The sequence below is a fragment of the Micromonospora sp. NPDC005257 genome, from assembly GCF_042872445.1.
Classification (GTDB): Bacteria; Actinomycetota; Actinomycetes; order Mycobacteriales; family Micromonosporaceae; genus Micromonospora.
In genome coordinates, this window is sequence record NZ_JBIAKL010000003.1 from 352757 (window position 1) to 378957 (window position 26201).

Genomic DNA, 26201 nt, shown 5'->3' on the forward strand with positions numbered 1-26201 from the left:
CGTTCCTTCCGAGAACCCGTTGGTCAGGCGTCGATGGCGTCGCGGTCGACCCGGTCGGCGGAGTCGATCAGCCAGTTGCGGCGGGGCTCGACCTTCTCCCCCATGAGCAGTTCGAGGATCCGCTCGGCGGCCTCGACGTCGTCGAGCGTGATCCGGCGGACCGCCCGGGTGGCCGGGTTCATGGTGGTCTCCCACAACTCGTCGGCGTCCATCTCACCGAGGCCCTTGAAGCGCGGGATCGGCGTGACGATCTGCTTGCCGGCCTTCTCCAGCTTGCGGACCGTCGCCTCCATCTCCGCCTGGGTGTAGGTGTAGACGGTCTGCGGGCTGCGCCCCCTAGTGGTGATCTTGTGCAGGGGCGGCATCGCCGCGTAGAGCCGCCCGGCCTCGACCAGCGGTCGCATGTAGCGGGCGAACAACGTGATCAGCAGGGTGCGGATGTGGGCGCCGTCGACATCGGCGTCGGCCATGATGAGCACCCGGCCGTAGCGCAGGGCGGACAGGTCGAACGTCCGCCCGGAGCCGGCGCCGAGCACCTGCACGATGGCCGCGCACTCGGCGTTGTCCAGCACCTGCTGGAGGCTGGCCTTCTGCACGTTGAGGATCTTGCCGCGGATCGGCAGCAGCGCCTGGTACTCCGAGGACCGGGCGAGGCGCCCCGTCCCGAGGGCGCTGTCCCCCTCCACGATGAACAGTTCGCTTCTCTCGATGCCCGCGGCTCGGCAGTCGACCAGCTTGGCCGGCATGGCCGCGCCCTCCAGCGCGGTCTTGCGGCGGGCGGCGTCCTTCTGCTGCTTCTGGGTGAGCCGGACGCGGGCCGCGTCGACGATCTTCTGGAGCACCGTCCGCGCCTCGGCCTTGGTCCGGCGGTCGTCCAGCCAGCTCTTGAGGTGCGCCTCGACCAGGCCCTGGAGCACCTTGGTGATGCCAGCGGTGGACAGCTCGTCCTTTGTCTGCGAGGTGAACTGCGGCTCGGGGATGCGCACGTGCACCACGGCGGTCATGCCCTCCAGGACGTCGTCCAGGCTGGGCGCGTCCTCCTTGGGCTTGAGCAGGCCGCGGGCGTTGCGGGCGGCCTCGGCGAGGGTACGGGCCAGCGCCCGCTCGAAGCCCTTGCGGTGGGTGCCCCCGTGGGCGTTGCGGATGGTGTTGGTGAAGCACTCGACGGTGCGCTCGTAGCCGGTGCCCCAGCGGAACGCCACCTCGACCTCGGCGCGGCGCTGCACGTTGGACTGCATGACGCCGTTGGCGTCGGCGGCGTTCTCCCGGTAGGTGCCCTCGCCGGTGACCAGCAGCGTGCCGGAGACCGGCCGGTCGCCGGCCGGGGCGAGGTATTCCACCATGTCGGTGAGTCCGTCGGGGAAGTGGAAGCGCTCCTCGACGGGTTCCTCGCCGGTCTCGTCGCGCAGCCGGTAGGCCACACCGGGGACGAGGAACGCGGTGTTGCGCAGCTTGAGCCGGACCGCCTCGGTGTCGAGCCCGGCGCCGGTCTCGAAGTAGCGGGGGTCGTGCCACCAGCGGATCGAGGTGCCGGTGCGCTGGCCGCGCTTCATCGCGCCGATGATCTGGAGGCCGGGGCCGGGTGTGAACGGCGCGTCCGGACCGTCGCCGTCGAAGACGCCCGGCACGCCGTGGCGGAACGACATGGCGTGGACCTTGCCGCCGCGCCGGACCGTGACGTCGAAACGACGGGACAGCGCGTTGACCGCCGACGCGCCGACGCCGTGCAGACCGCCGGAGGTCTTGTAGCCGGAGCCGCCGAACTTGCCGCCCGCGTGCAGGCGGGTCAGCACCAGCTCGACGCCGGAGATGCCGGACTTGGCGTGCACGTCGGTGGGGATGCCGCGGCCGTCGTCGTCGACCTGGACCGAGCCGTCGGCGTGCAGGATCACGTCGACCTTCGTGGCGTGACCGGCGACACCCTCGTCGGTGGAGTTGTCGAGGATCTCGTTGACGAGGTGACCCACGCCACGGCTGTCGGTGGAGCCGATGTACATGCCGGGGCGCTTCCGGACGGCGTCGAGGCCCTCCAGATGCGTCAGGTCGTCGGCCCCGTAGAGGGTCTCAGGCTGTGCGGTCAACTGGTCGTACTCCCAGGTCTCGGCGGTGTGGTGCCGTTCACCGTGTGATCCCCCCACGATGATCGCCGGGCGCGGCGCGCCGCAGCGAGCCTAGCCGGGTGCCCCGACAGGTCGGCGGCACCGGGGCGGTGCGTTGCGCGATCGACCTGCCGGCCCGGTCCGCGGCGCGGCCGCGTACGGCGGCACCGGCGGGACGGGCGGGGCGTCCAGGCGGCACAACGACCTGGGCACCGGATGTCTTCCCCGACGAGGGCGGCGCATGTCGAGCCATTGACGTCCGTCACACGCTCGTGATCTGATCGCCACTCTGAAGAATCTTTCACCTTTCGATGTTGTGGAGGGTCGGGCATGTCCCTGTTCCGTCGTTCCGTGCTCGCGGCGGCGGTGGCGCTCGCCGCTGTCGCGTTACCCGCCGCCGCGGCACCCGCCCAGCCGGCCGCCGCCGCGCTGCCCACCGCCGCGGTGGCGCTGGGTGACAGCTTCATCAGTGGGGAGGGCGCCGGGGCGTACGCGCCGGTGGTGGACGTCAACGGGGTGGCCCAGGGCTTCCCCGGCTGGTCCGCCGCCAACGCCAACGCCTACTTCTGCCACCGTTCGCCGAACGCCTCGCTGTTCCAGGCCGACCTGCCCGGCATCTCCGCGCGGTTCAACCTGGCCTGCTCGGGAGGCCAGCCGTACGACATCGCAGGCGCCTCGGCCACCCGCACGAAGGGACGGCAGGTGGCCGCGCAGCTCGACCAGCTCCGGACGGTGGCGCGGACCCACGACATCGACCTGGTGCTGGTCGGCCTCGGCTCGAACAACAGCTCGTTCACCTTCGGCAGCGTGGCGGAGAAGTGCGCCAACCGGTTCATCGCCGACGCGTGGACCGGCTGGTGGGAGTTCTGGGCGTACCTGGGCGGGCCGGTGGAGCAGAAGCCGTGCACGGACGCCGACCTGGGCACCGCCGCGCAGTTCGCCGCCGCCACCGCGGAGACCACCGCGGCGCTGCGGCAGCTGCTCACCACGCTGGACGAGATCGATGCCGACGGCCGGCACCGGGTGGTCTTCCAGGACTACACCAACCCGCTGCCGTTCGAGCTGGACCAGAGCTACTGGACCGAGGACAGCCGCGACGACACCCGGGACAAGTTCCGCGCGCTGGGCGCCGAGCGGTACGCGGCCGGCTGCCCGATCCACCGGGCCAGCCTGGCACCCGGACACCGCTTCTCCCAGGGGCTCGGCACGCTCGTCGGCTCGGTACGCGGCACGCTCGCCGGCGAGTTCCCGCAGGACGACCTGGTCTACCTGAACGTGCAGCGCGCGTTCGACGGCGCCCGGCTCTGCGAGTCGACCGGCAGCCCGGCCAACGCGCTGGCCACGCCGATCCGGCTGATGGACGGGCCGACCGGCACGTTCGTGACCAGCCTGTCCGGATACGACAAGCTGGACATCCAGCGCATCGCCAACGCCTGCGGCACGTACTTCCAGACCTGCCAGGAGTCGTGGCACCCGAACGCCGCCGGGCACCGGGTGCTCGGCCGGTGCCTGGCCGGGGCGGCGGCGACCGGCGCCCGTACCGTCGCCTGCGTCCGCGCCCCGGACGGCACGGTGACCGTGAGCTGAGCCCGAACGGCCGGCGCCCCGCGAGGGCGCCGGCCGAGCCCGGCCGGCACGCGGGCGCGGCCCGGTGCGGCGCGTCAGGCCCGGATCGCGGCGCCGAGGACGTGCGGCGAAGCCGGTGCGGGCAGCCCGGCCGGCGGAAATCGGAAACGGTCCAGCTCGGTCACCGTGAACCCGGCGGCCCGGATCGCGGCCACCGTGTCCCGCGCGGTGTGGCACCCGGCGCAGCACAGCGGCCACAGTGTCGCGTCGGCCAGGCGCTGGGCCCGGCGCAGGCCCGGCGTCTGGGCCACCACATGTTCGTAGAAGCGCAGCTCGCCCCCGGGCCGCAGCACCCGGCACGCCTCGGCGAGCGCGACGGCCTGGTCCGGCACCGAGCAGAGCACGAGCGACAGCACCACGGCGTCGGCGGCGCCGTCGGCGACCGGCAGCGCCTCGGCCAGTCCGGCGGCGACGGTCACCGGCACCGGGGCGGCGGGCGCGGCGGCGCGGGCCAGTGCGCGCAGGCGCGGTTCCGGCTCGACGGCGAGCACGTGGCTCACCCCCGGCGGGTAGTGGGTCAGGTTGCGCCCGTTGCCGGCGCCGATCTCCACCACCCGGCCGTGCAGTCCGGCGACGAGGCGGGCGCGGTGCCCGGCCATGCCGGCCTGGTCCATGGCGACGCTGGCGCGGGCGAACAACCGGGCGAAGATCGGATGGGAGACGGCCATCAGCGACCGGCCGGCGGGTTGCCGAGGCTGAGCAGGAGCGGGCCGGCGGCACCGTCGACCAGGTCGCCGAGGCGTACCCCGTCGAGCACGGCGAGGAAGGCGGCCTGCGCGCGGCGCAGCTCACCGCGGAGCCGGCACTCCGCGACCAGCGGGCAGACCGGCTGGGCGCAGTCGACCACCTCGCCGTCGCCCTCGAAGGCGCGGACCACCCGGCCGACGGTGAGGTCACCGGCGTGCTCGGCGAAGGCCACGCCGCCGGAGCGGCCCCGGATGGTCACCAGGACACCGATGCGCTGCAGCCGCTGCACCACCTTCGCGACGTGGCTGCGAGGCAGCTCCAGCCGGGTGGCGAGCTCGTCGACGGTGGCCCGGACCGGGGACGCGGCGGTCAGCATGGCGATCCGCAGCGCCATGTCGGTCGACCGGTTCAGCCTCACGCACCGACCCTAGCCATTCGGCGCGTCCGCGACACAAGCGGATTCACGGTGACCTATGCCACTGCGCTCCCGGGACCTTCGACCCTGAAAGAGGAATAGACAAGTCCTGTTTCGTGGGATCGACCTGTTCGAGCCCTGGAAGGAGATTCGGTAGTGCTCTCGGAATCCTCAACGGCAGTCGTGACCGCCACCCTGCCCGTCGTGCAGGCGCACGGCGAGGCCATCACCGGCCGCTTCTACAAGCGGATGTTCGACGCCCACCCGGAACTGCTCGACCTGTTCAACCGGGGCAACCAGGCCACCGGGGCGCAGAAGGCCGCCCTCGCCTCGGCCGTGGTCGCGTACGCGGCGCACCTGACCGGCGGGGCCGGCACGCCGTGGGGGCCGGTCCTGGACCGGATCGCGCACAAGCACGCCTCGCTCGGCATCACCGCCACCCAGTACCCGATCGTCGGCCGGCATCTGCTCGCCGCCGTCGGCGAGGTGCTCGGCGACGCCGTCACCGCGGAGGTGGCCGCCGCCTGGGACGAGGTCTACTGGCTGCTGGCCTGCGAGCTGATCGCCCGCGAGGCGCGGCTCTACGCCGGCGCCGGCGTGCCCGAGGCCGCGCCGGTGTGGCGGGAGTGGCGGGTGACCGGCCGCACCCAGGAGAGCGCCGACGTCGTCTCGCTCACCCTCGCGCCGGCCGACGGCGGCGCCGCGCCCGGCTTCACCCCCGGCCGGTACGTCTCGGTCGCGGTCGACCTGGACGGCGGCCGGGGACAGCAGATCCGCCAGTACAGCCTCTCCGGCCGTCCCGGCGCCACGGAGTGGCGGATCACCGTGAAGCGGGTACGCGGCGAGGCCGGCGCACCCGACGGCATGGTCTCCGGTCACCTGCACGACCGGGTGGCCGCCGGCGACACGTTGCGGCTCAGCCCGGCGTTCGGTGAGGTCGACGCCACCGGCGACGAAGGGCCGCTGCTGCTGGTCAGCGCCGGTATCGGGCTCACCCCCGCGATGGCGGCGCTGGCCCACCTGGCGGACCGGGACCCCGGGCGTCAGGTGACACTGGCGCACGCCGACCGGCACGCCGAGGCGCACGCGTTGCGCGCGGAACTGCCGGCGCTCCAGCGGCGGCTGCCGAACCTGGCCGTCCACCTCTGGTATCTCGACGCCGCCGGGGCCGACCTGCCCGGCCTGAAGGCGCAGGTGTCCGCCGGGCTGATCGACCCGGACCGGCTCCCGCTGCCCGCCGGGGTGGCCGTGCACCTGTGCGGTCCGGTGGCGTTCATGAACCTGGTCCGGAGCAACCTGCTGCGCCGGGGCGTGCCGGCCGAGCGGATCGCGTACGAGGTGTTCGGCCCCGGGATGCTGCCGGACTGAGCGCACCGCCACGAAACAGGACCTGAGCAGCCCCGCTTTTCGATACGGGGCACGCGTCGCTGCCCCGCCCAGGGCAAGGAGCCTCCACAGCGGAGGCGGCGGGCCCGCGGAGAAGTCGACGATCTGCTGGTTAGGGGCGGGTCCCGAGGGTAGGGGTCCACCCATGCGTGTCCTCGGCATCAATGCGATTTCATGACCCGGCCGCGGCCCTGGTGGCCGACGGCCGGGTCGTGGCCGCCGCCGGGGAGGAGCGGTTCAGCCGCCGCGAGCACGGCAGACCGGCTCGACGCGGCCACGTGCTCCTTCGCTCCGGGCCTGTGCCGCGACGCGGCCGGCTCCACGAGTAGAAGGTGATGACGCTCGATGGAAGAGGAGACATGCGCATCGCGATGATTTCCGCGCACGCCGACCCACTCGCCGCCCTCGGCGAGGAGGAAGCGGGCGGTCAGCACACGCACGTGGCGGAACTCGCGTCCGCGCTCACCCACGCGGGCCACGACGTCCGTGTCTACACCCGCCGCGACTCCCCCGCGCTGCCCGAGGCGGTGCCCGCGCCGGACGGCTACCAGGTGTGCCACGTGCCGGCCGGTCCCGCCCGGCGAGTGCCGAAGGACGAACTGCTGCCGTACATGGGCGAGTTCGGCAACTGGCTGGCCGGCACCTGGCGCCACGGCGACTGGACGCCGGACGTGGCACACGCGCACTTCTGGATGAGCGGGCTGGCCACCGTGCACGCCGGCCGCCGCACCGGTGTGCCGACGGTGCTGACGTACCACGCGCTCGGCACCGTCAAGCGTCGCCACCAGGGCGCCCGGGACACCAGCCCACCAGGGCGCGTCGGCTACGAGCGGGCGCTCGGCCGGGCGGTGGACCGGGTGGTCGTGCAGTGCTCCGACGAGGTCGCGGAGCTGGTCCGGATGGGTGTGCCCCGCTCCCGGATGGCGCTCGTGCCGTCCGGCGTCAACGAGGCGGTGTTCCGCCCGGACGGCCCGGTCGCGCCCCGCGACCCGGCCCGCCCGCGCATCCTCACCGTCGGGCGGATGGTCGAGCGCAAGGGCTTCCTGGACGTGGTCCGGGCGCTGCCCGCGGTGCCGGACGCGGAGTGCGTGGTGGCCGGCGGCCCGCCGGCCCACCTGTTGCCCGCGGACTCGTTCGCGCGCCGGCTGTCCGCGCTCGCCGACTCGTGCGGCGTGGCCGACCGCGTACGGCTGCTCGGCGGCGTGCCCCGCGAGGAGATGGGCGCCTGGTACCGGTCGGCGGACGTACTGGTGGCCGCCCCCTGGTACGAGCCGTTCGGGCTCACCCCGCTGGAGGGGATGGCCTGCGGCGTGCCGGTGATCGGCACGAACGTGGGCGGCATCGCCGACAGCGTGGTGGACGGACTCACCGGTGACCTGGTGCCGCCGCGCGATCCACGCGCGATCGGTACCGCGCTGCGCCGGCTGCTCGGCGACAACGTGCGCCGGTTCACGTACGCCACTGCCGCGCTGGACCGCATCCGCAGCCGGTACTCCTGGAGGCGCTGCGCCGAGCAGCTCAGCGCCGTCTACGGCACGTTGACCAGCGCGGCCCGGCCCACACCGGCGGTGGCGTGAGGACACACCCCGACCAGCTCGGGACGCACCTGAGCCTGGCCGCCGCGGACGAGGGTGTGCGCCGGCCCACCCTTCCTACCCGGCGGTAGGTTCGGGCCGTACGCTTGTCCGGGTGAGCGGGGACTACACCCAGGAGTTCGTGGACGTCGACGGCGCACGCATCGGCGTGCAGGTCTACCCGGAGCCGGCCGGTCCACCCGGCGCCCCGGTGGTGCTGATCTGGCCCGCCATGGGCGTGCGCGCCCGCTACTACCGGCCGTTCGCCGCCGCGCTGCGCGACGCCGGGCTCGCGGTGATCGTGGCCGACCTGCGCGGCACCGGCGAGAGCACCCCCGCGCCGTCGCGCGCCTGCCGCTACGGCTACCAGGAGATGTCCACCGACATCGGCGCCGTGCTCGACGCGCTCAAGCCCCGGCTCGACGGCCGCACCCGGGTGTTGCTCGGGCACTCCCTCGGCGGCCAGGTCGCGGTGCTGCACCAGGCGCTGCACGACGCCGAGCGGGTGGACGGGCTGGCCCTGGTGGCGGTGGGACTGCCGTGGTGGCGGCGGTACCCGGGCCTGCGCGGGTGGGGCGTGCTGCCGTACACCCAGGCGATCGCGGCGACGGCCCGGCTGCTCGGCGTCTGGCCGGGCTGGGGTTTCGGCGGCCGGCAGGCCGTCGGCGTGATCCGGGACTGGGCGCACACCGCCCGCACCGGCCGGTTCCCGGCGCTGGACGGGGTGGACGCGGAGGCCGCCGTGCGGCGGATCCGCACACCGGTGCTCGCGGTGAGCGTCGACGACGACCAGTACACGCCGCACGAGACGCTCGACCACCTGTGCGAGAAGCTGACCGGCGCGCCGGTGACGCGGCACCGCTACACGGTGACCGAGGCGGGCGCGTCGCTCGACCACTTCACCTGGGTACGCGCGTCAGCGCCACTGGCCGCCCGGATCGCCGCGTTCGCGGGCACGCTCCCCCGCCGGTGAGCCACGCCCGGGCGTGAGTCGCCCGATCGTGGGTATGCCGCTTCGCCCGAACACGGCGGAGGGGGATCTGATGTCAGAACGGCACACCACGCTGCGCTCGATGCACGACCTGGGCCTGGCGGCCTGGTTCGGCGGTTCCCTGATGGGGGCACTCGGCGTCAACGGCGCGGCGGCGCGGATCAACGACACGACCGAGCGGCTTCCGGTGGCCTCGGCCGGGTGGGCGCGGTGGACACCGGTGAACGCGGCGGCGATCGGCGCGCACCTGGCCGGCGCGGTCGGCGAACTGGTCACCGAGAGCCCGCGGATGGCCCGCCAGGCGGGCGTGGGGAAGATGAGCGCGGTGAAGACCGCACTCACCGTCGGCGCGCTGGCGGTGACCGGCTACAGCCGGCTGGTCGGCATGCGGCTGGAGCGGGCCGGCGGGCCGCCGGTCGAGGGGACCACCGAACCCAACCACCACACCCCGGCGAACGTCGCCGCCAGCCAGCGGCAGATGAAGCTGCTCCAGTGGGCGGTCCCGGCGCTGACCGGCGCGCTCGTCGTGGTGTCGGCGTACATGGGCGAGCAGCAGAAGCCGGGCCAGGTGTTCCGGGGCATGCTGGACCGCGCGGGTGGGCTGATGTCCGCGCCGAAGAACATCGGCAAGGCGGCCGCCGTGGGCGCGGCCGGACGTCATCTGGTCGGGGCGGCCCGTTGACCACCGCGCGGCCGGCGACCCACATCGGGGTGGGTCACCGGCCGCGCGGTGCACCGGGACCCGAACCGGCCGCTGGCGGCGGCGCGGGCACAGCAGGCGAGGTGAGGTGACCATGACCAGCAGGAACCGGCCGGGTACGGACGACGGGCGCGGGCCGGAGTCGGCGGCGCCGTGGGGCACCACCGACGGCTTCGACGCCGACCCGCCGTGGGGAGCGGGCGACAGCGACCCGATGGACGAGGGCAGCGAGGAGACCGCGGTGCCCGAGGGGCGGCTCGGTGAACGACGGGCGGCCGGGACCCGGCCGGGCGGGCCGAAGGCCGGGCGGCACGGGTTCGGATCGGTCGAGCCGACCCGGACGCCCATGGCCGGACCGGGTGCGCCGCCGGATCCGGCCCCGTCCGGGCGGACGTTCCCGGACGACAGCGCGGACGGCGACCTCGGCGACAACGCGCTGGAGGAGGCGACCGGGATGCGCCCGGAGACGCGCCCCTGAGAGCTCAGGAGCCGGTGCCGTCCTCACCCGGCCGGCCCGGCGCCGACGGCTCGTTGTCCGGCACCGGCGACTCGGCCACCGGGTGCCCGGTGTCGTCGACCAGGCCCGGCGCCATGCTGCCGCCGTGCGCCTCCTCGGCCTCCCGGGTCGCTCGCGGGTCTCGCTCGTCCTCGCCGTGCCGCTTCTCCACAGCTCCCCCTTCGCGGTCGTCCATGCATCCGGCGGTACCCGGACGACGGCCGGGGAAACGTCAGGCGCGCGCGGCGGCGGACGCGACGCCGAGCAGGTCGGCCAGGCGGGCGGCGTCGCGCTGGGCCTGGTCGCCGCAGCAGTTGTTCATCAGCACATGCAGCTCGGCGCACCGGTCGGCCAGCTCGCGCAGCAGCACCGACCAGTGCCGCAGCTCCCGCTCGCCGTAGGCGTAGCGGAACCGCTCCTGCTTGTCTCCGCTCTCCCAGGCGGTGCTGTGCCCGTGGAACCGGATCACAGCCAGGTCGGTGGTGGCGACCAGGATCGGCGGCACCGAGGAGACGTGCCCCTGCGGCATGTCCACGCACGCGTACCCGAGGTCGTGGTCGCGCAGGAACGTCACGGTGTCGGCCATCGCGTCCCCGTCGAACCACGACGAGTGCCGTAGCTCGACGGTTACCGGCCAGGGACGGCAGCGCCGTGCGGCGTCCAGGATCCGCCGCCGGGCCGCCTCGCTCCGCGCCAGCCACGGCGGGAACTGCAACAGCACGGCGCCGAGCCGGTCGGCCGCCGCGAGCGGCGCCAGCGCCGCGTGGAACCGGTCCCACAACTCGTCGTACGCCCCGGCGGGCAGGTCGCGCCAGCGGATCCGGCTCGGACCGCCGGCCGGACGCAGGTCGCGGGGCAGCGCGTCGACCGGCGTGTGATGGCCAGTGAACATGCGGAACGCCTTGACGTCGAAGGTGAACCCGTCCGGGGTGGCGGCCGCCCACCCCGCCGTGGTCTCCGGCACCGGCACCGCGTAGTACGACGTGTCCACCTCGACCAGTCCGAACCGTTCGGCGTACCAGCCCAGCCTGCCGGCGGGAGTGTTGACCCCGCGCGGATACCAGCCGGAGCGAATCAGCATCTGGTCCGCCCACGAGGACGTGCCCACCTTGATGACACCCATGTAGTTCAGTTCACCGCTACCGCCGGACATCGGCAACTGGAGATGCCTGACCGGCCGTGACCGGCGGCGGGGGTGAACGACCTCACCGCGTCTGCGGCGTCGGAGTGTGACACCGGGCCGGGTGACGGCGCTGAGGGTGACGAGATGGACGCATCCGGCCTGGACCAGGAGACCGTCGAGCGGTTGCTCGCCGGTCGTTCCGGCGACGCGCCGTCCGCTCCCCTGGGCCTGGTCGCCGTGCTGGCCGCGGTCCGGACCGCGCCCGGCGCGGGCGAACTCGACGGCGAGGCGGCAGCGGTGGCGGCGTTCCACGCGGCCCGGCGGGTACGTCGGCGCCGCCGGTTCCGGTTCGCCGCCCGGGTGGCCGTGTCCGCGCTCGCCGCGACCCTCACCAGCGGCGTCGCGATCGCCGCGACCGGTAACCTGCGGCCCGCCACCCGCCCGGCGGCGCCACCGGCCGTCACCGCGCCGCCCACGCCGTCGGCCCGTCCGAGCCCGCCGGCCGGCACGCCGGCGCGCCGGACCCCGCAACCGTCCGCACCACCCGGCCTGTGCGTCGCGTACCGGGCCCTGGCCGAAACGGAACGAGGCCGCGCCCTGGCCGCGCCCGCCTTCACCGACCTCGTCGCCGCAGCCGGGGGCCGCAGCCGCGTGCCGGACTACTGCGCCGGGCTGCTCGGCGACACCGATCCGCCGGGCCGGGCCGGCACACGGGGCGGCGGCAGGCCCGCGCCTCCGGTCCGCCCGTCCGGCGGGCCGCCGCAGGTGGACGTCCCCGCGCCCGGGCACGCCGGCCGCCCGGCCGGCACCCCGCCCGGGCGGCGTACCGGCTGATAACTTGCCCCGGTGACCTCCCGGCGTCGCCTACCGGCGATCCTCCTCCGCCTCGCAGTGGTGCTCGCCGTGCCGGCCGGCATCGTGCTCACCGCCCTGGGCCCCGCCACGGTGACCGGGCTGCTGCCGTACTTCACCATTCAGAGCAACGTGGCGGTCGGTCTCCTCGCCGGGTGCGCCGCCTGGCGCGCGCTACGCGACCGGCCGGAGCCGTCGAGTGTCGTCAAGGGAGCGGTGACCCTCTACATCACCATCACCGGCACCGTCTACCACCTGGTGCTGGCCAACCCGGCGAGCCCGTTCGCCATGACCCAGCCGGACCGGCAACCGGGCGAGTGGTGGGGCAACCAGTTGCTGCACACAGTGGTGCCGCTGCTGGCGGTCGCCGACTGGGCGCTGTTCGACAGGCGCGGCCGGCTGCGCCCCCGGCACGCCGCCTGGTGGCTGGCGTTCCCGGTCGGATACCTGGGATTCGCGCTCGCACGCGGCCTGATCGTGGACAGCTACCCGTACCCGTTCATCGACGCGGGCGAGCTGGGCTACGACGGGGTGGCGGTCAGCGCGGCCGGGTTCGCCGCGGTGTTCTGGCTGCTGGGCCTGCTGTTCGTGGGCGTGGACCGGCTGCTCGCCCGGGCCGGCCGTGCCGAAGCGGCGCAGCCGCCACCCGCAGCCGGCCCGGTGGAGCCGCCGGTGGCCCAGCGGGAGACCAGCGGCACGGGCTGAGCGGCGGGCCGGTCAGGCGGCCGGGCGGGCCGGCCGGCCCCCGCCGCGTTCCCGGCCGTACGAGTCGGCCCGCCCCCACCGGCCCGGCACGTCGAGCAGCTCGATGGGTCCGAAACCGGCCGGGATGGCCGGGTTCACCAGCAGGTTCTCCCCGCACGGGCGCAACCCCAGCATGGTCGACAACAGCATCAGCAGCCCGCCCGACGCCCACGACTGCGGCCGCCCGGCCTCCGGCAACTGGACCGGGTACTTGGTCACCGGGCGGGGATAGCCGACGATCGCCTCCGGGACCGAGCCGCCGAGCGTCTCCGCCACCGCGAACACGCCCGCGGCGATGTCGGCCGCCTCCTCGTCGTAGCCGTACCGCCGCAGGCCCGCCGCGACCATCGCGTTGTCCCAGGGCCACACCGCGCCGAGGTGCGCGCCGACCGGGTTGTACGGCCGCTGCCCCTGCGCGTAGGTGCGCACGCCCCAGCCGGAGAACAGGTCCGGCCCGTACAGGTGCCCGGCCACCGAATCGGCCCGCTCCGGCGCCACGATGCCGCTCCACAGCAGGTGCCCCAGGTGTGAGGTGAGCGCGTCGACCGGCTCACCGTCCGGGGTGAGCGCCAGCGCGTAGTAGCCCCGCTGCGGCAGCCAGAAGTCACTGTCGAACCGTTCCCGCAGCCGCGCGGCGTCGGCCTCCAGTCGCTCGGCGTAGTCCGGGTCGCCCCAGAACTCCCGGGCCAGGCGGGCGCCCCGGATCCGCGCGTCGTACGCGTACCCCTGGAGCTCGCAGGTGGCGCGCGGGTACGGCGGCTCCACGCCGTGCCGGTCGACGATCGCCGCGGGCGTGCTGCGCCAGGCGTGGTTGGCCACCCCGTTGTCCGCGTTGCGGGGCTGGTAGCGCAGGTAGCCGTCGCCGCACAGGTCGCCGTACCGGGTCAGCCAGTCCAGCGCCATCCGGGCCGGGTGCCGCAACTCGTGCACCAGGTCGGTGTCGCCGGTCCAGCGCTCGTACTCGTCGAGCAGGATCACGAACAGCGGCGTGGTGTCGGCCGCCCCGTAGTAGACGGCTGTGGGTTGCTCGCCGAACGCGGCCGCCTCGCCGTACCGCAGCTCGGCGAGGATCTTGCCGGGCTCCTCCTCGCGGAAGTCGTCGAGCTGGCCACCCTGCAACATCGCCAGCGTGTGCAGGGTGCCCCGGGTCAGTTCGGGCGTGAACGGGAGCGTCTGGAGGCAGGTGACGAGCGCGTCGCGCCCGTACAGCGTCATCGCCCAGGGCAGCCCGCCGACCGGCACCCGCTCCGTGTACGCCAGTGGCGTGTACCGCAGGGCGGCCAGGTCGGTGAGGGCCTGCCGGTACACGGCGGTGAGCGCGGGCCGGTCGGCGACCAGGTGCGGCGCCCGGTCCAGCCACCGTTCGAGGTCGTCGCGCATGTCCTGCCGGACGTGGCGGCGGTGCGACTCGATGTCGGCCCGTAGGTCCCGTCCCCCGGCCCCCTGGATGATCATGGCGATGTGCAGGTCGACGTGCCACATGCCCTGCGGTTCGACGGTCACCCGGAAGGTCATCCCGCGCGTGTCCACCTGCCCCCGGGCGGAGCTGGACACGCAGGTCTCCCGGATGAACCGGCCGCGTTCGTACCGGATCCGCAACCGCTGTCCGGCCGGGTCGGGGACGATCGTCGGACGCCGGGTGCCGGGGCGCCGGATCTCCGAGGTGGAGGCGAAGTCGCTGCCCATCTCCAGCCGCACCGTGTACTCGGCGGGTTCGGGCGAGTGGTTGAGCACGGTGATGCTCTCGTGGTACGCCTCGTCGATCGAGCGGTGCCGGATCACCGAGACGTCGGCGTCCACGTAGTGGCTGGCCGCCCCCGGCACCAGCACGAAACGGGTCTCGAAGTAGGTCAGGTCGTCGCGGGACAGCGCGTGCAGCCGTTCGCCGTCGATGGTGAGCACCCAGTGGGACAGGAACCGGGTGTCGAAGGAGAACAGGCCGATCGGGGCGCACGGGTCACGTTCCATGTCGCCCTGCGCGTCGCTCAACGCGAACGCGTTGCCGGCGAGGACGTGGACCAGCTCCTGCTTCATCGGGCCGCCGTCCGTCCGGCCACGTCCCGGGGGTGCCGGGCCTCCGGCGGACCGGGGAAGATCCGGCGCAGCGTCATCAGCAGCCTGAGGTCGCCCCGCGCGGCGAGGTCGTTGCGCAGCAGCGCTTCGAACGGATGCAGGCGCCCCGCCGCCATCCGGTCGAACACCTCCCGATCGGCGCCGACCACCAGGTCCGCCTCCTCGCCCAGGCGGTCCACCCGGACGTCCTGCCGGTCGACGGTCAGGTACCAGTGCTCGGTGGTGCCGTCGTCGCGCAGGTCCAGGCGGATGGTGCCGGAGGTGGTCTCGGGCAGCTCCGGGTGCCAGCCCGCGGTCCCCCGGTTCAGGTGTTCGGCGGCCGAGACGCTCATCGGGCCCTCCTCGTCGGTGGTCGCGGCCGGCGCCGCTCGTCCCGCAGCGTCCCCGCGCTCCGGGTGAGGCGAACTCACCCGGACCGGGTGAGACCAGGCGGTGCGGCGGGTAACCCTGCGGGCCATGACGACCACCGGGGATCCCACCGCCGACCGGGTGCTGCTCGCGCTGCTGACCATGCAGCGCGAGTCCTGGGAGCAGGGAATCCTCGGTCAGGCGCTGCTCGACCTGGGCCTGGACGAGGCCGCCGTGCTGGTCGCCGACGCCGCGGTGACCCGGCAGCGGCCGGACGGGCGGCTCGGGGAGGCGGCCGGCTCGGTGGGCGCGGTGAACGGCGCCGCGTGCGGCGAGGTGGTCCGGCACGCCGCGCGCGGCACCGGCGACCGGCGGTACGCCGACGCGCTGGACGCCCAGCTCGACTGGCTGGCCCGCCGCGCCCCGAGGGCCGCCGACGGCACGCTGTTCCACCTGCTCGACGGTCACCAGGTCTGGGCGGACACGGTCTACATGGTGGTGCCGCTGCTGGCGCTCACCGGCCGGGCCGACGCGGCGGCGGCGCAGGTCGAGGGGCACCGGCGACGGCTGTACGACACGCGTACCGGCCTGTACGCCGCCCGCTGGGACGAGGACCGCGGTGAGCTGGACCGGCCCGGCCCCTGGGGCACCGGCAACGGCTGGGTGGTCGCCGGGGTCGCCCGCGCGCTGCGGCTCGCGCCGCACTGGCCGGGCGACCTGCGCGCCGAGCTGGCCGGGCACGCCGAGGAGGTGCTGACCGCCTGCCTCGCGTACCGGGGTGCGGACGGCCTCTTCCCCGACGTGCTCGACGATCCCGCCGCGTTCCGCGAGGCGAACACCGCCCAGTTGCTCGGGTACGCGGCCCTCACCGGCGTGGCCGACGGATGGCTGCCCCGGCCCTGGTTCGACGTGGGCGCCGATCTGCTGGCCGCCGCCGGCCGGCGGATCGACGCGTACGGCCGGGTGACCGGCGTCAGCGGGGCGCCGCACTTCGAGCGCCCCGGCACCTCGCCCGAGGCGCAGGCCTGTCACCTGCTCGGGCACGCCGCGCTGCGCCGGGCCGGTGCGGCGCTCAGCGCAGGATGAGCCCTCGCACGTACGCGGCCTGGCCGACGTGCTGGAGGTCGTCGTCGAGCACGCTCACCAGCCGCACCCCGAGCGTGACCGGCGGATCCCAGTTCTCGTCCACCACCCGGTCCAGGTCGGCCGGGCGCAGCCCGCGCAGGTAGCCGAGGCTCCGGTCCACCACCGCCCGGTGGTAGCCCAGCAGCACGCCGCCGTTCTCCGGGCGTACCGCCGCGACCTGCTCCGGCCCGTGCCCGAAACCGGTGTCACCGGGATCGGGTGGCAGACCGCACCGCGCCGCCCAGTCGCCGGTGGCCCAGAGCTGCGGCTCGCCCATCACGTCGGCGACATGGTCGTCCTGGATCCGGGTCAGGTGCCAGACCAGCCAGCCGACCGGGTTCGCCCCGTCGGCCGGCGCCCGCCGCAACCGGGCCGCGTCGAGCCCGTCGAGCGCTCCGGCGACCAGATCGGGCAACCGGCCGTACGCCTCGGTCAGCACGTCCGTCGCGTCCACGCGTACCTCACTTCCCTGCTCTCGTACGTCCCTCGGGGCAGTACCGCTGGGCGTGCCCGGCAAACCTCGGCACGGGCCCCGCCTCTAGGGTGAGCGCGTGGTCGCGGCGCTGGAGCTGTATCTGGACACCGACGCCACCCGGCGCATCCGGGTGCTGTGGGACCTGCTGGAGTCCGACGGGGTGCCGAGCATGCGGTCCCTGCTGGCGCAGCGGCACCGCCCGCACGTCTCGCTGGCCGTCGCGCCCCGCCTGGACCCGCACCGGGTCGCCGAGGCGCTGTCCGGAACCGTGGTGGCCGCGCCGCTGCGGCTGGAGTTCCAGCACGCCGGGCAGTTCGTCGGGCGGGTGCTCTGGCTCGGCCCGGCCCCGACGCCGGAGCTGCTGACGCACCACGCCGCCGTGCACGAGCGGCTGGCGCGGGCCGGCGTCGAGGTGGTGGAGCACTACCGGCCGGGCCGCTGGGTGCCGCACTGCACGCTGTCCATGCGGGTGCCGAACCCGCTGATGGGCGCGGCGGTACGCCGGTGCCTGGAGGTGCTGCCGCTGACCGCGACCGTGGTCGGCGCGGCGGTGGCCGACCACGCCCGCGACATCGCCCACCCCCTGCCCTGACCGCCGGCGGCAACACCTGGCGCGGCCCCCCGCTGGGCTGGGCCTAGACTGGGCGCATGGGGCGGGGTCGGTGATCAGCGGGGGTGTGTCGTACCCGGGGTACACCCACGGTTGCCTCGCCTACGACGATCCGGCCGCGCTACGCGCGCTGGCGGTCGAGCAGGTAAGCGCCGGTCTGGCCGCCGGTGAGCAGGTCTGGGTGGTCTGTCCGGAGGATCGCGCCACCGTCACCGGCTGGCTGGCCTCGGTCCCGGGGGTCGAGGCCGCGCCGGCAGGACGCGCTGCGGCTGGTCCCGGTCGGCGAGGCGTACCGGCACGACGAGATCGTCGACCCCGACCGGCAGGTCCGGGCGTACGCGCGGGCCACCGCCGAGGCGCTGACCGCCGGGCACACCGGCCTGCGGGTGCTGGCCGAGGCGACGAGCCTGGTCCGCACCGCCGCCCAGCGGGACGCCTTCGCCCGCTACGAGCACCGGATCGACCACTGGATGCGGCACCGGCCGATGTCGGCGGTCTGCGCCTACGACCGCCGGCAACTGGACGACGCGGCGATCGCCGAGCTGGCCTGCCTGCACCCGCAGACCAACGCCGACGTGCTGTTCCGGCTGCACGCCGGCGGCGGCGACACGGCTGTGGCGCTGGCCGGCGAGCTGGACCCGTCCAACCACTGGGACTTCGCCGCCGCGCTGGAGCGGGCCGACCCGCGGCCGGTGGCGGGCCGGCTCGTGTTCGACGCCGCCGAGCTGCGCTTCGTCGACCACCGCGCTCTGCTGCACCTGCGCGACCACGCCCGCCGGCACGACGCCGTCGCGGTGCTGCGCACGCCGAGCCGGGCACCGGCCCGGCTGGTCGACCTGCTCGGTCTGACCGAGGTACGGGTGGAGGCCGTCCGATGAGGAGCGGTGCCGCCGCCGGCCACGTGGGCTACTTCCACGAGGCGTTCGTCTACGACTCCGACGAGGAGTTGCTGGCGGTGACGCTGCCGTTCCTGCTGGACGGGGTCGCGGCCGGCGAGCCGACGGCGGCGGCCCTGGGCGAGCGCCACGCCGAGCTGGTCCGCCGGGCGCTGCCGCCGGGCGCCGAGGTCACGTTCCTGCCGGTCAGCGACCTCTATGCCCGGCCCAGCGTGGCGTTGCGGACCTACCGGGAGCTGCTCACCTCGTACGTGGCGGCGGGCGCGGCGCAGATCCGGATGGTCGGCGAGCTGTCTCCGGTGCTGCTCGGCGCGACCTGGGACTGGTGGGCGCGCTACGAGTCGGCGATCAACCACGCCTACGACGACTTCCCGCTCTGGGGCATCTGCGCCTACGACCGCCGGGGTACGCCCGCGCACGTGCTGAACGACGTGGCGCGTACCCACCCGCTGGTGGCGCGGCCGGACGGCGGGCACGAGGCGGCCGGTCTCTACACCGATCCGGCGAGTTACCTGACCGAGTACCGCCCGGCGCCGACGGACCCGGTGCAGCGGACCACGCCGCTGGCCGAGCTGATCGACCCGACGCCGGCCGCCGCCCGCGCCGAGGTACACGCCGCCGATCGTGGCCTGCTGCCGCCGGACAGCCTCGACGGCCTGGTCATCGCCGTCAGCGAGGTGGTCAGCAACGCGCTGCGGCACGGCGAGCCGCCGGTGCGGATGCGGCTGTGGCGCGCGTCGGACCGGATCGTGGTGACCGTCCACGATCGAGGCCCCGGCCCCAAGGACCCGTACGCCGGGCTGCTGCGGGCCGGCGACGGCTCCGAGGGCGGGCTGGGCCTGTGGATCAGCCACCAGAGCTGCGACCACGTGACGTACCACCGGGACGCGGAGGGATTCACCATCCGCCTGACGGCGGGGAACCCGCACTTCCCGGTCTGACCGCGACGCCGGTCGGCGGGCCGGGCCCGGGGCGGGGCGAGCCCCGCGCGCGGACGCGGTACCGTAGCGCCTCATCGTGCCCTGCGGGGCGGTCATCCGCCGGCCTGGCGCTGGCGAACCGACGGAGGATGGCGCATGTCAAACGGTGCCGAGCCGTTCGCACCCCACGACGACCTGTCCGCGCGACCGCGATTCGACCCCGCGCTGCGCGGCTACGACAAACGTCAGGTGGACCGGTACGTCGAGCAGGTCGACGCCGAGGTGAGCGCGCTGACCGCCGCGCGGGACCGGGCGTACGCGCAGGTGCGCGACCTGACCGCGCAGGTACAGCGGGCGCAGGCCGAGGCGGTGGAGCTGCGCGACCGTCCGGTGCCGCCGGTGGACCGGGCGTCCTTCCGCGACCTCGGCCCGATGGTCGACCAGATCCTGGACCTGGCGGAGAAGCAGGCCGGCCAGATCACCGAGGTGGCCACCCGGCGCGCGGAGGAGGTCCAGGGTCAGGCGGAGAAGCTGCTCGTCGCCGCGCAGGAGCAGGCCGCCCGGGAGCGGCGTGACCTGGACGAGGACCTGGCCGCCCGCCGGGCCGAGCAGGAGCGGGTGGACGAGGAGCGGCGGGCCGCCGCGCAGGCGGAGCTGACCGCGGTGCGGGAGCTGGCGGAGAAGCTGCGCGTCGAGGGCCAGGCCGTGCACGACCGGGCCCAGCAGGAGGCGAAGCGGATCACCGAGCAGAGCGCCCAGCAGGTCGAGCAGGCGCGTTCGGCGTCCGAGGCGCTGGTGAAGGCCGCGCGGACGCAGATCCAGCAGGAGGTCCAGGCCAACCGCAGCAAGGCCCAGCAGGAGCTGGCCCAATGGCAGGCCACCATGGCCAAGGAACTGGACGAGCGGCGGGCCGCCGCCGAGCAGGAGCTGGCCGACCGGGCCGCCGCCGCGGAGAAGGACATCGCCGCGCTGGTCGCCGAGGCGCAGCAGTACGCCACCGAGGTCCGGGAGCGGGCCGACGAGGAGACGGCGGCGCACCAGGAGCAGCTCGCCGTTGTGCAGCGGGAGATCCAGCAGCGGCAGGAGTCGCTGACCCAGCTGAAGGCGGAGCTGGAGACGGCCTCCCGGCAGCTGGAGGACACCCGCCGGGAGATCGCCGTCATCGAGCGCAACGGCGCCGAGTTGGAGGAGCGGCTGGTCGGCGTACGCCGGGACCTGAGCGCGGAGAGCAAGCGGCTCGACGAGGCGCGGCGCGCGGCGGACCTGGCCGAGCAGCACGCCAAGGACACCCGGGCCCGGGTGCAGCGGGAGGCCAAGCGGGTCGCCAATCTGGCCGCGGCGGCGGTCATGGCCGCCGCGGCGGGCGGCGGCGAGACCGCCGAGTACCCGCAGGTGCCGACGCGGCCGGCGGTACCTGTCCCGGGCGAGGCGGCGCCCCGGGCCTCGGACGGGCGGGCCGAGCCGGACGCAATCGAGCGGGACCGGTCGGAGCCGCCGGCCGTGGAGCCGTTCGTCGAGCGGCTGGACGGTCCGAGCTTCGACGCGTTCGCGGTCCGGACGCCGGCCCCGCGCGGGGTGCCCGAGGCGGAGACCACCGGTACGGACAACGGCGTACCGGCTACCGCCTGAGCAAGGTGCGCGCCGCCGGGCCGGCGGCGCGCACCTTGCCCATCGAGCTTGCTCTATGCAAATATTTGGATCGATCTGCTGATGTATCTCGATCCTTTTGCGGGAGTTGACGGGTATGCGGAAAATCTCCTCCATCGGTGCCGCCGTCGTCCTGACCGCCACCTCGGCGTGCGCCGTGGTGGCCGGTACGGCCGGACCGGCGAGCGCCGGCTGCAGCCACTCCCACTCCAACGTGGACAGCAAGTTCGGCCAGCTCTTCAACGCCACGAACGTCAACATCCGCACCGGCCCGCACACCACCTGCGCCTCCCTGGGCTACGGGCAGCTCAGTCACACGGTCGACTTCCACTGCTTCGCCAGCGGCGACCGGGTCAGCGCCAACGGCCACACCACCTACACGTGGACGTACCTGCGGGACGTCACCACAGGTGTCTCCGGCTGGGTCGCCGACGCGCTGCTGGACAACCTCGGCGGCAACGTCGCCTGCTGACCGGGACCACCCGGCGGGCCCACGACGGGCACAATGACCGGGCATGACCAGCCTGCACCCACCCGTCGAGCCGTACGGCACCCACCGGATCCCGGTCGGTGACGGCCACGTCCTGTACGTGGAGGAGGTGGGGCGGCCGGACGGCGTACCGGTGGTGTTCCTGCACGGTGGCCCCGGCGGCGGCCTGGTGCCGGCGGCCCGCCGGTTCTTCGACCCCGCACGGCACCGGGCCGTGCTGTTCGACCAGCGCGGCGCCGGCCGCAGCACCCCGCACGGCGAGGTGCGCGCCAACACCACCTGGCACCTGGTGGCCGACCTGGAAGTCATCCGGCAACGGCTGGGCATCGGCTCCTGGCTGGTGTTCGGCGGGTCGTGGGGCACGACGCTCGGCCTGGCGTACGCCCAGACGCACCCGGAGCGGGTGACCGGCCTGGTCCTGCGCGGCGTGCTGCTGCTGCGGCGCAGCGAACGGGACTGGTTCTACCAGGGCGGGTTGCGTCACCTTCAGCCCGAGGAGTGGGAGCGGTTCGTCGCGCCGATCCCGCCGGACGAGCGCGGGGACGTGCTGGCCGCGTACCACAGGCGGTTGCACGGCCCGGACGAGGCGCGGGCCCGGGAGTACGCGCGGGCCTGGGGCCGGTGGGAGGCGGTCAACTCGTCACTGCGGCCCGACCCGGAGATGCTCGCCCACTTCACCGCCGACGACCAGGCGCTGCCGGTCGCCCGGATCCTGTCGCACTACGCGGTGCACGGCGGTTTCCTCGCCGAGGGCCAGTTGCTCGACGGCGTGGACCGGGTCCGGCACCTGCCCGCCGTGATCGTCAACGGCCGCTACGACCTGTGCTGCCCGCCGGTGACCGCGTACGACCTGGCCCGGCGCTGGCCGGAGGCGACACTGCGGATCGTGCCTGATGCCGGGCACTCCGCCGCCGAGCCGGGCGTGACCCGGGAGGTGCTGCGCGCGCTGGACGAGGTGACCGCGCGGGCCGGCTGACCGGCACCGGTCGGAGCCCCGACAGCGCGGCCGGCGGGCCTGGTCATCCGGAGGCGTCACTGGCAAGATCGGCCGGGTGACGGGTGCGCTGTACGCGGTCAGTGACCTCCACGTGTCGTACGCGGAGAACCGCGCGGTGGTGGACGGCCTGCGGCCGCGGACGGCGGACGACTGGCTGATCGTGGCCGGCGACGTCGGCGAGGTCTTCGCCGACATCGAGCGGACGCTGCGGCTGCTGCGCGACCGGTTCGCGCAGGTGGTGTGGGCGCCGGGCAACCACGAGCTGTGGACCCACCCGAACGACCCGGTGACGCTGCGCGGCGTGGCGCGCTACGACGCGCTCGTGGCGATGTGCCGCGAGCTGGGCGTGCTGACCCCGGAGGACGACTATCCGGTGTGGCGGGGCACGGACGGGCCGGTCACCGTGGCGCCGCTGTTCCTGCTCTACGACTACTCGTTCCGCGCCCCCGGCACCACGACCAAGGAGGAGTCGCTGCGCAAGGCGTACGACGCGGGCGTGGTGTGCACCGACGAGATGCTGCTGCACCCCGACCCGTACCCGGACCGGGAGTCCTGGTGCTGGGCGCGGCTGGAGGCGACCCGGCGGCGGCTGGAGGCCACCGACCCGGCGCTGCCCACCGTGCTGGTCAGCCACTGGCCGCTGGTGCGTCAGCCCACCGATGTGCTCTGGTTTCCGGAGTTCGCCCAGTGGTGCGGCACCGACCGCACCGCCGACTGGCACGTACGCCACCGCGCCGCCGTCGCGGTCTACGGCCACCTGCACATCCCGCGCACCACCCACTACGACGGGGTGCGGTTCGAGGAGGTGTCGCTGGGCTACCCGCGCGAGTGGCGGCGCCGGGGCGGCGAGCCGGCGCCGATGAAGCGGATCCTCGGATGATCGAGGCGCTGCTGCCGGCCGGGGCGCTGGCCGTGGAGGCGTTCACCGACGTGCCGGGCGAGGCGCCGTACCCGGGCGAGGAGGACTTGATCGCCCGCGCGGTGACCGGCCGCCGTCAGGAGTTCGTCACGGCCCGCCGCTGCGCGCGGGAGGCGCTGGCCCGTCTCGGGTACGCCCCCGCGCCGATCCGTCCCGGCCCCCGTCGGGAGCCGGTCTGGCCGGACGGGGTGGTGGGCAGCATCACCCACTGCGCCGGCTACCGGGCGGCCGCGGTGGCCCCGGCCGGGGCGCTCGCCGGCCTCGGCATCGACGCGGAGCCGCACGAGCCGCTGCCCGACGGGGTGGCCGGCGTGGTCACCGTCGCGGGCGAGCCGGAGCGGCTGGCCGCGCTGCGCGCCGCCGACCCGGCGACGCACTGGGACCGGCTGCTGTTCAGCGCCAAGGAGTCGGTCTACAAGGCGTGGTACCCGCTGACCGGGCGCTGGCTCGGGTTCGAGGAGGCGGAGCTGACGTTCGACCGGGCCGGCCGGTTCGCCGCCCGGATCCTGGTCGACGGCGCCCGCGCCGACGGTGGCCCGCCGCTCGACGTGCTCGACGGCCGCTGGCTGGTCACCGGTGGGCTGCTGCTGACCGCCGTGGCCGTGCCGCACCGACCCTGAGCAGCGATTCCACCATTCTTCCGGTTTGCCCGCCCTGACCTGGGGTAGGGCGGAGAGGGCCTGGACATTTAGCTGTAGGAGGACAGGTCCTGATGGAATCCAGCAAGCCCGCCCAGATCGTCAAGGGTGTCGTCGAAGCCGCCGTCGAGAAGGTCGGCGACGCGCTGACTCCGGACGTGCCGGGCGCTCCCGGCAGCGCGCCCCCGCCGCTGGAGGAACCGACCACGCCGCACGGGCCACTGCCGCCCAAGGCCGAGCAGGGCGCGCCGGACACCCGGACCCCGACCGGCGCCGAGACCGGCGTGCCGAAGATCGCCAAGGGGCAGCAGGGCGCGTACCTGACCACCGCCAACGGGGCCCGGCTGCGGGACACGGACCACTCGCTCAAGGCCGGCCCGCGCGGCCCGGTCCTGCTTCAGGACCACCACCTGCGGGAGAAGATCACCCACTTCGACCACGAGCGGATCCCGGAGCGGGTGGTGCACGCCCGGGGCGCGGGCGCGCACGGCACGTTCGTGGCGTACGGCACCGCCGAGGAGGTGACCCGGGCCGGGTTCCTGAAGAAGGGCCGCGAGACGCCGGTCTTCGTCCGCTTCTCCACGGTGCTGGGCTCGCGCGGCTCGGCCGACACGGTCCGCGACACCCGCGGCTTCGCCACCAAGTTCTACACCGACGAGGGCACGTTCGACCTGGTCGCCAACAACATCCCGGTCTTCTTCATCCAGGACGCGATCAAGTTCCCGGACGTCATCCACGCCGGCAAGCCGCACCCGGACCGGGAGATCCCGCAGGCGCAGAGCGCCCACGACACGTTCTGGGACTTCGTCTCGCTGCACACCGAGGCGCAGCACCACACCATGTGGAACATGTCCGACCGGGGCATCCCGCGGTCCTACCGGACCATGGAGGGCTTCGGTGTGCACACGTTCCGCCTGGTCAACGAGGCCGGGGCGACGGTGCTGGTCAAGTTCCACTGGAAGCCGAAGCTGGGCGTGCACTCCCTGACCTGGGAGGAGGCGCAGCTCATCGGCGGCATCGACCCGGACTACCACCGCCGCGACCTGTACGACGCGATCGAGGCCGGCGCGTACCCGGAGTGGGAGCTGGGCATCCAGGTCTTCCCGGACACGCCGGAGGAGACGTTCGCCGGGATCGACCTGCTCGACCCGACGAAGATCGTGCCGGAGGAGCTGGCGCCGGTGCAGCCGATCGGCAAGCTCACCCTCGACAAGACGCCGCGCAACTTCTTCGCCGAGACCGAGCAGGTGGCGTTCCACGTCGGGCACCTGCCGCCGGGCATCGACGTCACCAACGACCCGCTGTTGCAGGGCCGCCTCTTCTCGTACGTGGACACGCAGCTCACCCGCCTCGGCGGGCCGAACTTCACCCAGATCCCGATCAACCGGCCGCACGCCGACGTCAACGACATGTTCCGTGACGGCTTCCACCAGCACGCGGTGCACGCGGGCGTGGCGCCGTACCGGCCGAACTCGCTCGACGGCGGCAACCCGTTCCCGGCCGGCGACCGCGAGCACGCGTTCGTGGACACGCCGGTGACGGTGGCCGAGGCGCCGAAGGTGCGGGCCTCGCCGGCCTCCTTCGACGACCACTACAGCCAGGTACGCCTGTTCTGGCAGAGCATGTCGCCGGTGGAGAAGGAGCACATCATCCGGGCGTACACGTTCGAGCTGGGCAAGTGCTACCACCAGGCGATCAAGGAGCGGCAGCTCCAGTGCCTGGCGAACGTGGACCCGGTGCTGTGCGAGCAGGTGGCGATCGGCCTGGGCCTGCCCGTGCCGCAGCCGACCGTTCCGCTCGCCGAGGTGCAGCCCAGCCCGGCGCTGTCCCAGGTGGGCCGCGAGTGGCCGGCCGACGGCCGGATGGTCGGCATCGTGGTCGACGCCGAGGGTGCCCTGGACGACGTGCACGAGGTGCGCCGGGAGGTGTTCGCCGCCGGCATGGTGCCGCTGCTGATCGCCGCGCACGGCGGCACCGTCGACGGGCTGCCGGTGCAGCGCACGTTCGCCACCGGCCGCTCGGTCGAGTTCGACGTGGTGCTGCTGGCCGGCGCGCCGGCCCCGGCGCCGGACGCGCTGCCGGCCCGCGACGCCAAGGCCGGCGCGGCGGGCTCGGCCACCGTCGACCCGCGGGTCCTGCTGCTGGTCGAGGAGGCGTGGCGGCACGCCAAGGTGATCGGCGCCTGGGGCGCGGGTGCCGAGGTGCTGAACCAGGCCGGTGTCACCGGCACGCCCGGCGTGGTCACCGGTGGTTCCGGCACCGAGGTGCTCGCCGAGGTGCAGCGGCTGATGGCGGCGCACCGGGTCTGGGAGCGGTTCCCGGCCTCGGTCGCCTGATCGAGTCCCCGGCGTGGGGCGGTCCCGGATCCGG

General features: G+C 74.4%; 26 protein-coding genes and 1 pseudogene. 19 read left to right on the forward strand and 8 right to left on the reverse strand.

All coding sequences use genetic code 11. The features are described from left to right. Window positions 1–23: 23 nt before the first annotated feature. Window positions 24–2138 carry a DNA topoisomerase IV subunit B gene (locus ACFYO8_RS08435; protein ID WP_354867407.1) on the reverse strand — a complete coding sequence of 705 codons (2115 nt, stop codon included), beginning with the start codon at window positions 2136–2138 and terminating at the stop codon, window positions 24–26. 291 nt (window positions 2139–2429) lie between these two features. Between ACFYO8_RS08435 and ACFYO8_RS08440 the strand changes: the two genes are divergently transcribed. Continuing rightward, entirely contained in the window at window positions 2430–3686 is a 1257-nt protein-coding gene (locus tag ACFYO8_RS08440) for a hypothetical protein (protein ID WP_354867409.1), read from the forward strand. Between the two features lie 74 nt (window positions 3687–3760). On the opposite strand, the gene ACFYO8_RS08445 is transcribed toward ACFYO8_RS08440, so the two are convergent. Continuing rightward, window positions 3761–4393 (reverse strand): methyltransferase domain-containing protein, encoded by a 633-nt coding sequence (locus ACFYO8_RS08445; RefSeq protein ID WP_354867412.1) that lies wholly within the window; start codon window positions 4391–4393, stop codon window positions 3761–3763. Next, on the reverse strand, window positions 4393–4830 hold the full coding sequence (locus ACFYO8_RS08450) for an Rrf2 family transcriptional regulator (RefSeq protein ID WP_354867414.1): 438 nt from the start codon (window positions 4828–4830) through the stop codon (window positions 4393–4395). Before ACFYO8_RS08450 ends, ACFYO8_RS08445 begins: the two co-directional genes overlap by 1 nt. A 153-nt stretch (window positions 4831–4983) precedes the next feature. Between ACFYO8_RS08450 and ACFYO8_RS08455 the strand changes: the two genes are divergently transcribed. The 5 genes from ACFYO8_RS08455 to ACFYO8_RS08475 all read left to right on the forward strand — a co-directional run bounded on the left by ACFYO8_RS08455 (window position 4984) and on the right by ACFYO8_RS08475 (window position 9956). Continuing rightward, window positions 4984–6195, forward strand: a complete 1212-nt coding sequence (locus ACFYO8_RS08455) for a globin domain-containing protein (RefSeq protein ID WP_354867417.1) — start codon at window positions 4984–4986, stop codon at window positions 6193–6195. A gap of 377 nt (window positions 6196–6572) precedes the next feature. Then, on the forward strand, window positions 6573–7790 hold the full coding sequence (locus tag ACFYO8_RS08460; RefSeq protein ID WP_354867420.1) for a glycosyltransferase: 1218 nt from the start codon (window positions 6573–6575) through the stop codon (window positions 7788–7790). Between the two features lie 112 nt (window positions 7791–7902). Then, window positions 7903–8760, forward strand: coding sequence for an alpha/beta fold hydrolase (locus ACFYO8_RS08465; RefSeq protein ID WP_354867423.1), 858 nt, complete (start codon window positions 7903–7905; stop codon window positions 8758–8760). A 70-nt stretch (window positions 8761–8830) separates the two neighbouring features. Beyond that, window positions 8831–9460, forward strand: a complete 630-nt coding sequence (locus tag ACFYO8_RS08470; protein WP_354867425.1) for a hypothetical protein — start codon at window positions 8831–8833, stop codon at window positions 9458–9460. Between the two features lie 112 nt (window positions 9461–9572). Next, window positions 9573–9956, forward strand: coding sequence for a hypothetical protein (locus ACFYO8_RS08475; RefSeq protein WP_354867428.1), 384 nt, complete (start codon window positions 9573–9575; stop codon window positions 9954–9956). Window positions 9957–9960: 4 nt separating this feature from the next. Here ACFYO8_RS08475 and ACFYO8_RS08480 read toward each other — a convergent pair whose 3' ends face one another. Both ACFYO8_RS08480 and ACFYO8_RS08485 read right to left on the reverse strand, forming a co-directional pair. Then, window positions 9961–10170 (reverse strand): GTPase activator, encoded by a 210-nt coding sequence (locus ACFYO8_RS08480; protein ID WP_354867431.1) that lies wholly within the window; start codon window positions 10168–10170, stop codon window positions 9961–9963. 36 nt (window positions 10171–10206) lie between these two features. Further along, window positions 10207–11097: a DUF72 domain-containing protein gene (locus tag ACFYO8_RS08485; RefSeq protein WP_354867434.1), complete on the reverse strand. Its 891-nt coding sequence runs from the start codon at window positions 11095–11097 to the stop codon at window positions 10207–10209. Between the two features lie 144 nt (window positions 11098–11241). On the opposite strand from ACFYO8_RS08485, the gene ACFYO8_RS08490 reads away from it, so the two are divergent. Further along, entirely contained in the window at window positions 11242–11931 is a 690-nt protein-coding gene (locus ACFYO8_RS08490; RefSeq protein ID WP_354867436.1) for a hypothetical protein, read from the forward strand. A 12-nt stretch (window positions 11932–11943) separates the two neighbouring features. Further along, the gene (locus ACFYO8_RS08495) at window positions 11944–12654 is read left to right on the forward strand and encodes a Pr6Pr family membrane protein (RefSeq protein WP_354867438.1); all 711 of its coding nucleotides are present in this window, start codon (window positions 11944–11946) and stop codon (window positions 12652–12654) included. 12 nt (window positions 12655–12666) lie between these two features. Here the strand turns inward: ACFYO8_RS08495 and ACFYO8_RS08500 are convergent, their stop codons facing one another. Together ACFYO8_RS08500 and ACFYO8_RS08505 are read right to left on the reverse strand one after the other, a co-directional pair. Beyond that, window positions 12667–14727: a glycogen debranching N-terminal domain-containing protein gene (locus ACFYO8_RS08500; RefSeq protein ID WP_354867440.1), complete on the reverse strand. Its 2061-nt coding sequence runs from the start codon at window positions 14725–14727 to the stop codon at window positions 12667–12669. Further along, a complete protein-coding gene (locus ACFYO8_RS08505; protein WP_354867442.1) occupies window positions 14724–15098 on the reverse strand; it encodes an SCP2 sterol-binding domain-containing protein in 375 nt (124 codons plus the stop codon). Before ACFYO8_RS08505 ends, ACFYO8_RS08500 begins: the two co-directional genes overlap by 4 nt. Before the next feature lie 124 nt (window positions 15099–15222). Between ACFYO8_RS08505 and ACFYO8_RS08510 the strand changes: the two genes are divergently transcribed. Then, window positions 15223–16200, forward strand: a complete 978-nt coding sequence (locus ACFYO8_RS08510; protein ID WP_354867444.1) for a glycoside hydrolase family 88 protein — start codon at window positions 15223–15225, stop codon at window positions 16198–16200. Here the strand turns inward: ACFYO8_RS08510 and ACFYO8_RS08515 are convergent. Continuing rightward, on the reverse strand, window positions 16187–16693 hold the full coding sequence (locus ACFYO8_RS08515; RefSeq protein WP_354867447.1) for a DinB family protein: 507 nt from the start codon (window positions 16691–16693) through the stop codon (window positions 16187–16189). The two genes, ACFYO8_RS08510 and ACFYO8_RS08515, sit on opposite strands and share 14 nt — an antisense overlap. 97 nt (window positions 16694–16790) lie before the next feature. On the opposite strand from ACFYO8_RS08515, the gene ACFYO8_RS08520 reads away from it, so the two are divergent. The 10 genes and pseudogenes from ACFYO8_RS08520 (at window position 16791) to ACFYO8_RS08565 (ending at window position 26167) form a co-directional block, all read left to right on the forward strand. Further along, window positions 16791–17306, forward strand: coding sequence for a 2'-5' RNA ligase family protein (locus tag ACFYO8_RS08520; protein WP_354867450.1), 516 nt, complete (start codon window positions 16791–16793; stop codon window positions 17304–17306). An 85-nt stretch (window positions 17307–17391) separates the two neighbouring features. Then, window positions 17392–17824: pseudogene (locus tag ACFYO8_RS08525) on the forward strand (MEDS domain-containing protein); the annotation flags it as partial. Further along, the gene (locus ACFYO8_RS08530) at window positions 17810–18202 is read left to right on the forward strand and encodes an STAS domain-containing protein (RefSeq protein ID WP_387187909.1); all 393 of its coding nucleotides are present in this window, start codon (window positions 17810–17812) and stop codon (window positions 18200–18202) included. The pseudogene ACFYO8_RS08525 and the gene ACFYO8_RS08530, both read left to right, overlap by 15 nt. Continuing rightward, window positions 18199–19161, forward strand: a complete 963-nt coding sequence (locus tag ACFYO8_RS08535) for a sensor histidine kinase (protein WP_355095874.1) — start codon at window positions 18199–18201, stop codon at window positions 19159–19161. Before ACFYO8_RS08530 ends, ACFYO8_RS08535 begins: the two co-directional genes overlap by 4 nt. A gap of 135 nt (window positions 19162–19296) precedes the next feature. Next, window positions 19297–20769 carry a hypothetical protein gene (locus ACFYO8_RS08540; RefSeq protein WP_355095876.1) on the forward strand — a complete coding sequence of 491 codons (1473 nt, stop codon included), beginning with the start codon at window positions 19297–19299 and terminating at the stop codon, window positions 20767–20769. 115 nt (window positions 20770–20884) lie between these two features. Continuing rightward, entirely contained in the window at window positions 20885–21259 is a 375-nt protein-coding gene (locus tag ACFYO8_RS08545) for a hypothetical protein (RefSeq protein WP_355095878.1), read from the forward strand. A gap of 43 nt (window positions 21260–21302) precedes the next feature. Continuing rightward, window positions 21303–22253 carry a prolyl aminopeptidase gene (gene pip / locus ACFYO8_RS08550; protein ID WP_387256880.1) on the forward strand — a complete coding sequence of 317 codons (951 nt, stop codon included), beginning with the start codon at window positions 21303–21305 and terminating at the stop codon, window positions 22251–22253. Between the two features lie 76 nt (window positions 22254–22329). Next, window positions 22330–23154, forward strand: a complete 825-nt coding sequence (locus ACFYO8_RS08555) for a metallophosphoesterase (protein WP_354867466.1) — start codon at window positions 22330–22332, stop codon at window positions 23152–23154. Then, window positions 23151–23813, forward strand: a complete 663-nt coding sequence (locus ACFYO8_RS08560; protein ID WP_354867469.1) for a 4'-phosphopantetheinyl transferase superfamily protein — start codon at window positions 23151–23153, stop codon at window positions 23811–23813. Before ACFYO8_RS08555 ends, ACFYO8_RS08560 begins: the two co-directional genes overlap by 4 nt. A 92-nt stretch (window positions 23814–23905) precedes the next feature. After that, window positions 23906–26167, forward strand: a complete 2262-nt coding sequence (locus ACFYO8_RS08565; RefSeq protein ID WP_387256882.1) for a catalase — start codon at window positions 23906–23908, stop codon at window positions 26165–26167. Window positions 26168–26201 lie beyond the last annotated feature (34 nt).

What these genes read in the sequence shown, in the direction of transcription:
- ACFYO8_RS08530 (WP_387187909.1), top strand. Translation starts at nt 17,810, where the DNA reads ATGTCGGCGGTCTGCGCCTACGACCGCCGGCAACTGGACGACGCGGCG.
- ACFYO8_RS08440 (WP_354867409.1), top strand. Translation starts at nt 2,430, where the DNA reads ATGTCCCTGTTCCGTCGTTCCGTGCTCGCGGCGGCGGTGGCGCTCGCC.
- ACFYO8_RS08480 (WP_354867431.1), bottom strand. Translation starts at nt 10,170, where the DNA reads ATGGACGACCGCGAAGGGGGAGCTGTGGAGAAGCGGCACGGCGAGGAC.
- ACFYO8_RS08535 (WP_355095874.1), top strand. Translation starts at nt 18,199, where the DNA reads ATGAGGAGCGGTGCCGCCGCCGGCCACGTGGGCTACTTCCACGAGGCG.
- ACFYO8_RS08460 (WP_354867420.1), top strand. Translation starts at nt 6,573, where the DNA reads ATGCGCATCGCGATGATTTCCGCGCACGCCGACCCACTCGCCGCCCTC.
- ACFYO8_RS08490 (WP_354867436.1), top strand. Translation starts at nt 11,242, where the DNA reads ATGGACGCATCCGGCCTGGACCAGGAGACCGTCGAGCGGTTGCTCGCC.
- ACFYO8_RS08510 (WP_354867444.1), top strand. Translation starts at nt 15,223, where the DNA reads ATGACGACCACCGGGGATCCCACCGCCGACCGGGTGCTGCTCGCGCTG.
- ACFYO8_RS08560 (WP_354867469.1), top strand. Translation starts at nt 23,151, where the DNA reads ATGATCGAGGCGCTGCTGCCGGCCGGGGCGCTGGCCGTGGAGGCGTTC.
- ACFYO8_RS08475 (WP_354867428.1), top strand. Translation starts at nt 9,573, where the DNA reads ATGACCAGCAGGAACCGGCCGGGTACGGACGACGGGCGCGGGCCGGAG.
- ACFYO8_RS08445 (WP_354867412.1), bottom strand. Translation starts at nt 4,393, where the DNA reads ATGGCCGTCTCCCATCCGATCTTCGCCCGGTTGTTCGCCCGCGCCAGC.
- ACFYO8_RS08565 (WP_387256882.1), top strand. Translation starts at nt 23,906, where the DNA reads ATGGAATCCAGCAAGCCCGCCCAGATCGTCAAGGGTGTCGTCGAAGCC.
- ACFYO8_RS08505 (WP_354867442.1), bottom strand. Translation starts at nt 15,098, where the DNA reads ATGAGCGTCTCGGCCGCCGAACACCTGAACCGGGGGACCGCGGGCTGG.
- ACFYO8_RS08545 (WP_355095878.1), top strand. Translation starts at nt 20,885, where the DNA reads ATGCGGAAAATCTCCTCCATCGGTGCCGCCGTCGTCCTGACCGCCACC.
- pip (WP_387256880.1), top strand. Translation starts at nt 21,303, where the DNA reads ATGACCAGCCTGCACCCACCCGTCGAGCCGTACGGCACCCACCGGATC.
- ACFYO8_RS08540 (WP_355095876.1), top strand. Translation starts at nt 19,297, where the DNA reads ATGTCAAACGGTGCCGAGCCGTTCGCACCCCACGACGACCTGTCCGCG.
- ACFYO8_RS08485 (WP_354867434.1), bottom strand. Translation starts at nt 11,097, where the DNA reads ATGGGTGTCATCAAGGTGGGCACGTCCTCGTGGGCGGACCAGATGCTG.
- ACFYO8_RS08470 (WP_354867425.1), top strand. Translation starts at nt 8,831, where the DNA reads ATGTCAGAACGGCACACCACGCTGCGCTCGATGCACGACCTGGGCCTG.
- ACFYO8_RS08500 (WP_354867440.1), bottom strand. Translation starts at nt 14,727, where the DNA reads ATGAAGCAGGAGCTGGTCCACGTCCTCGCCGGCAACGCGTTCGCGTTG.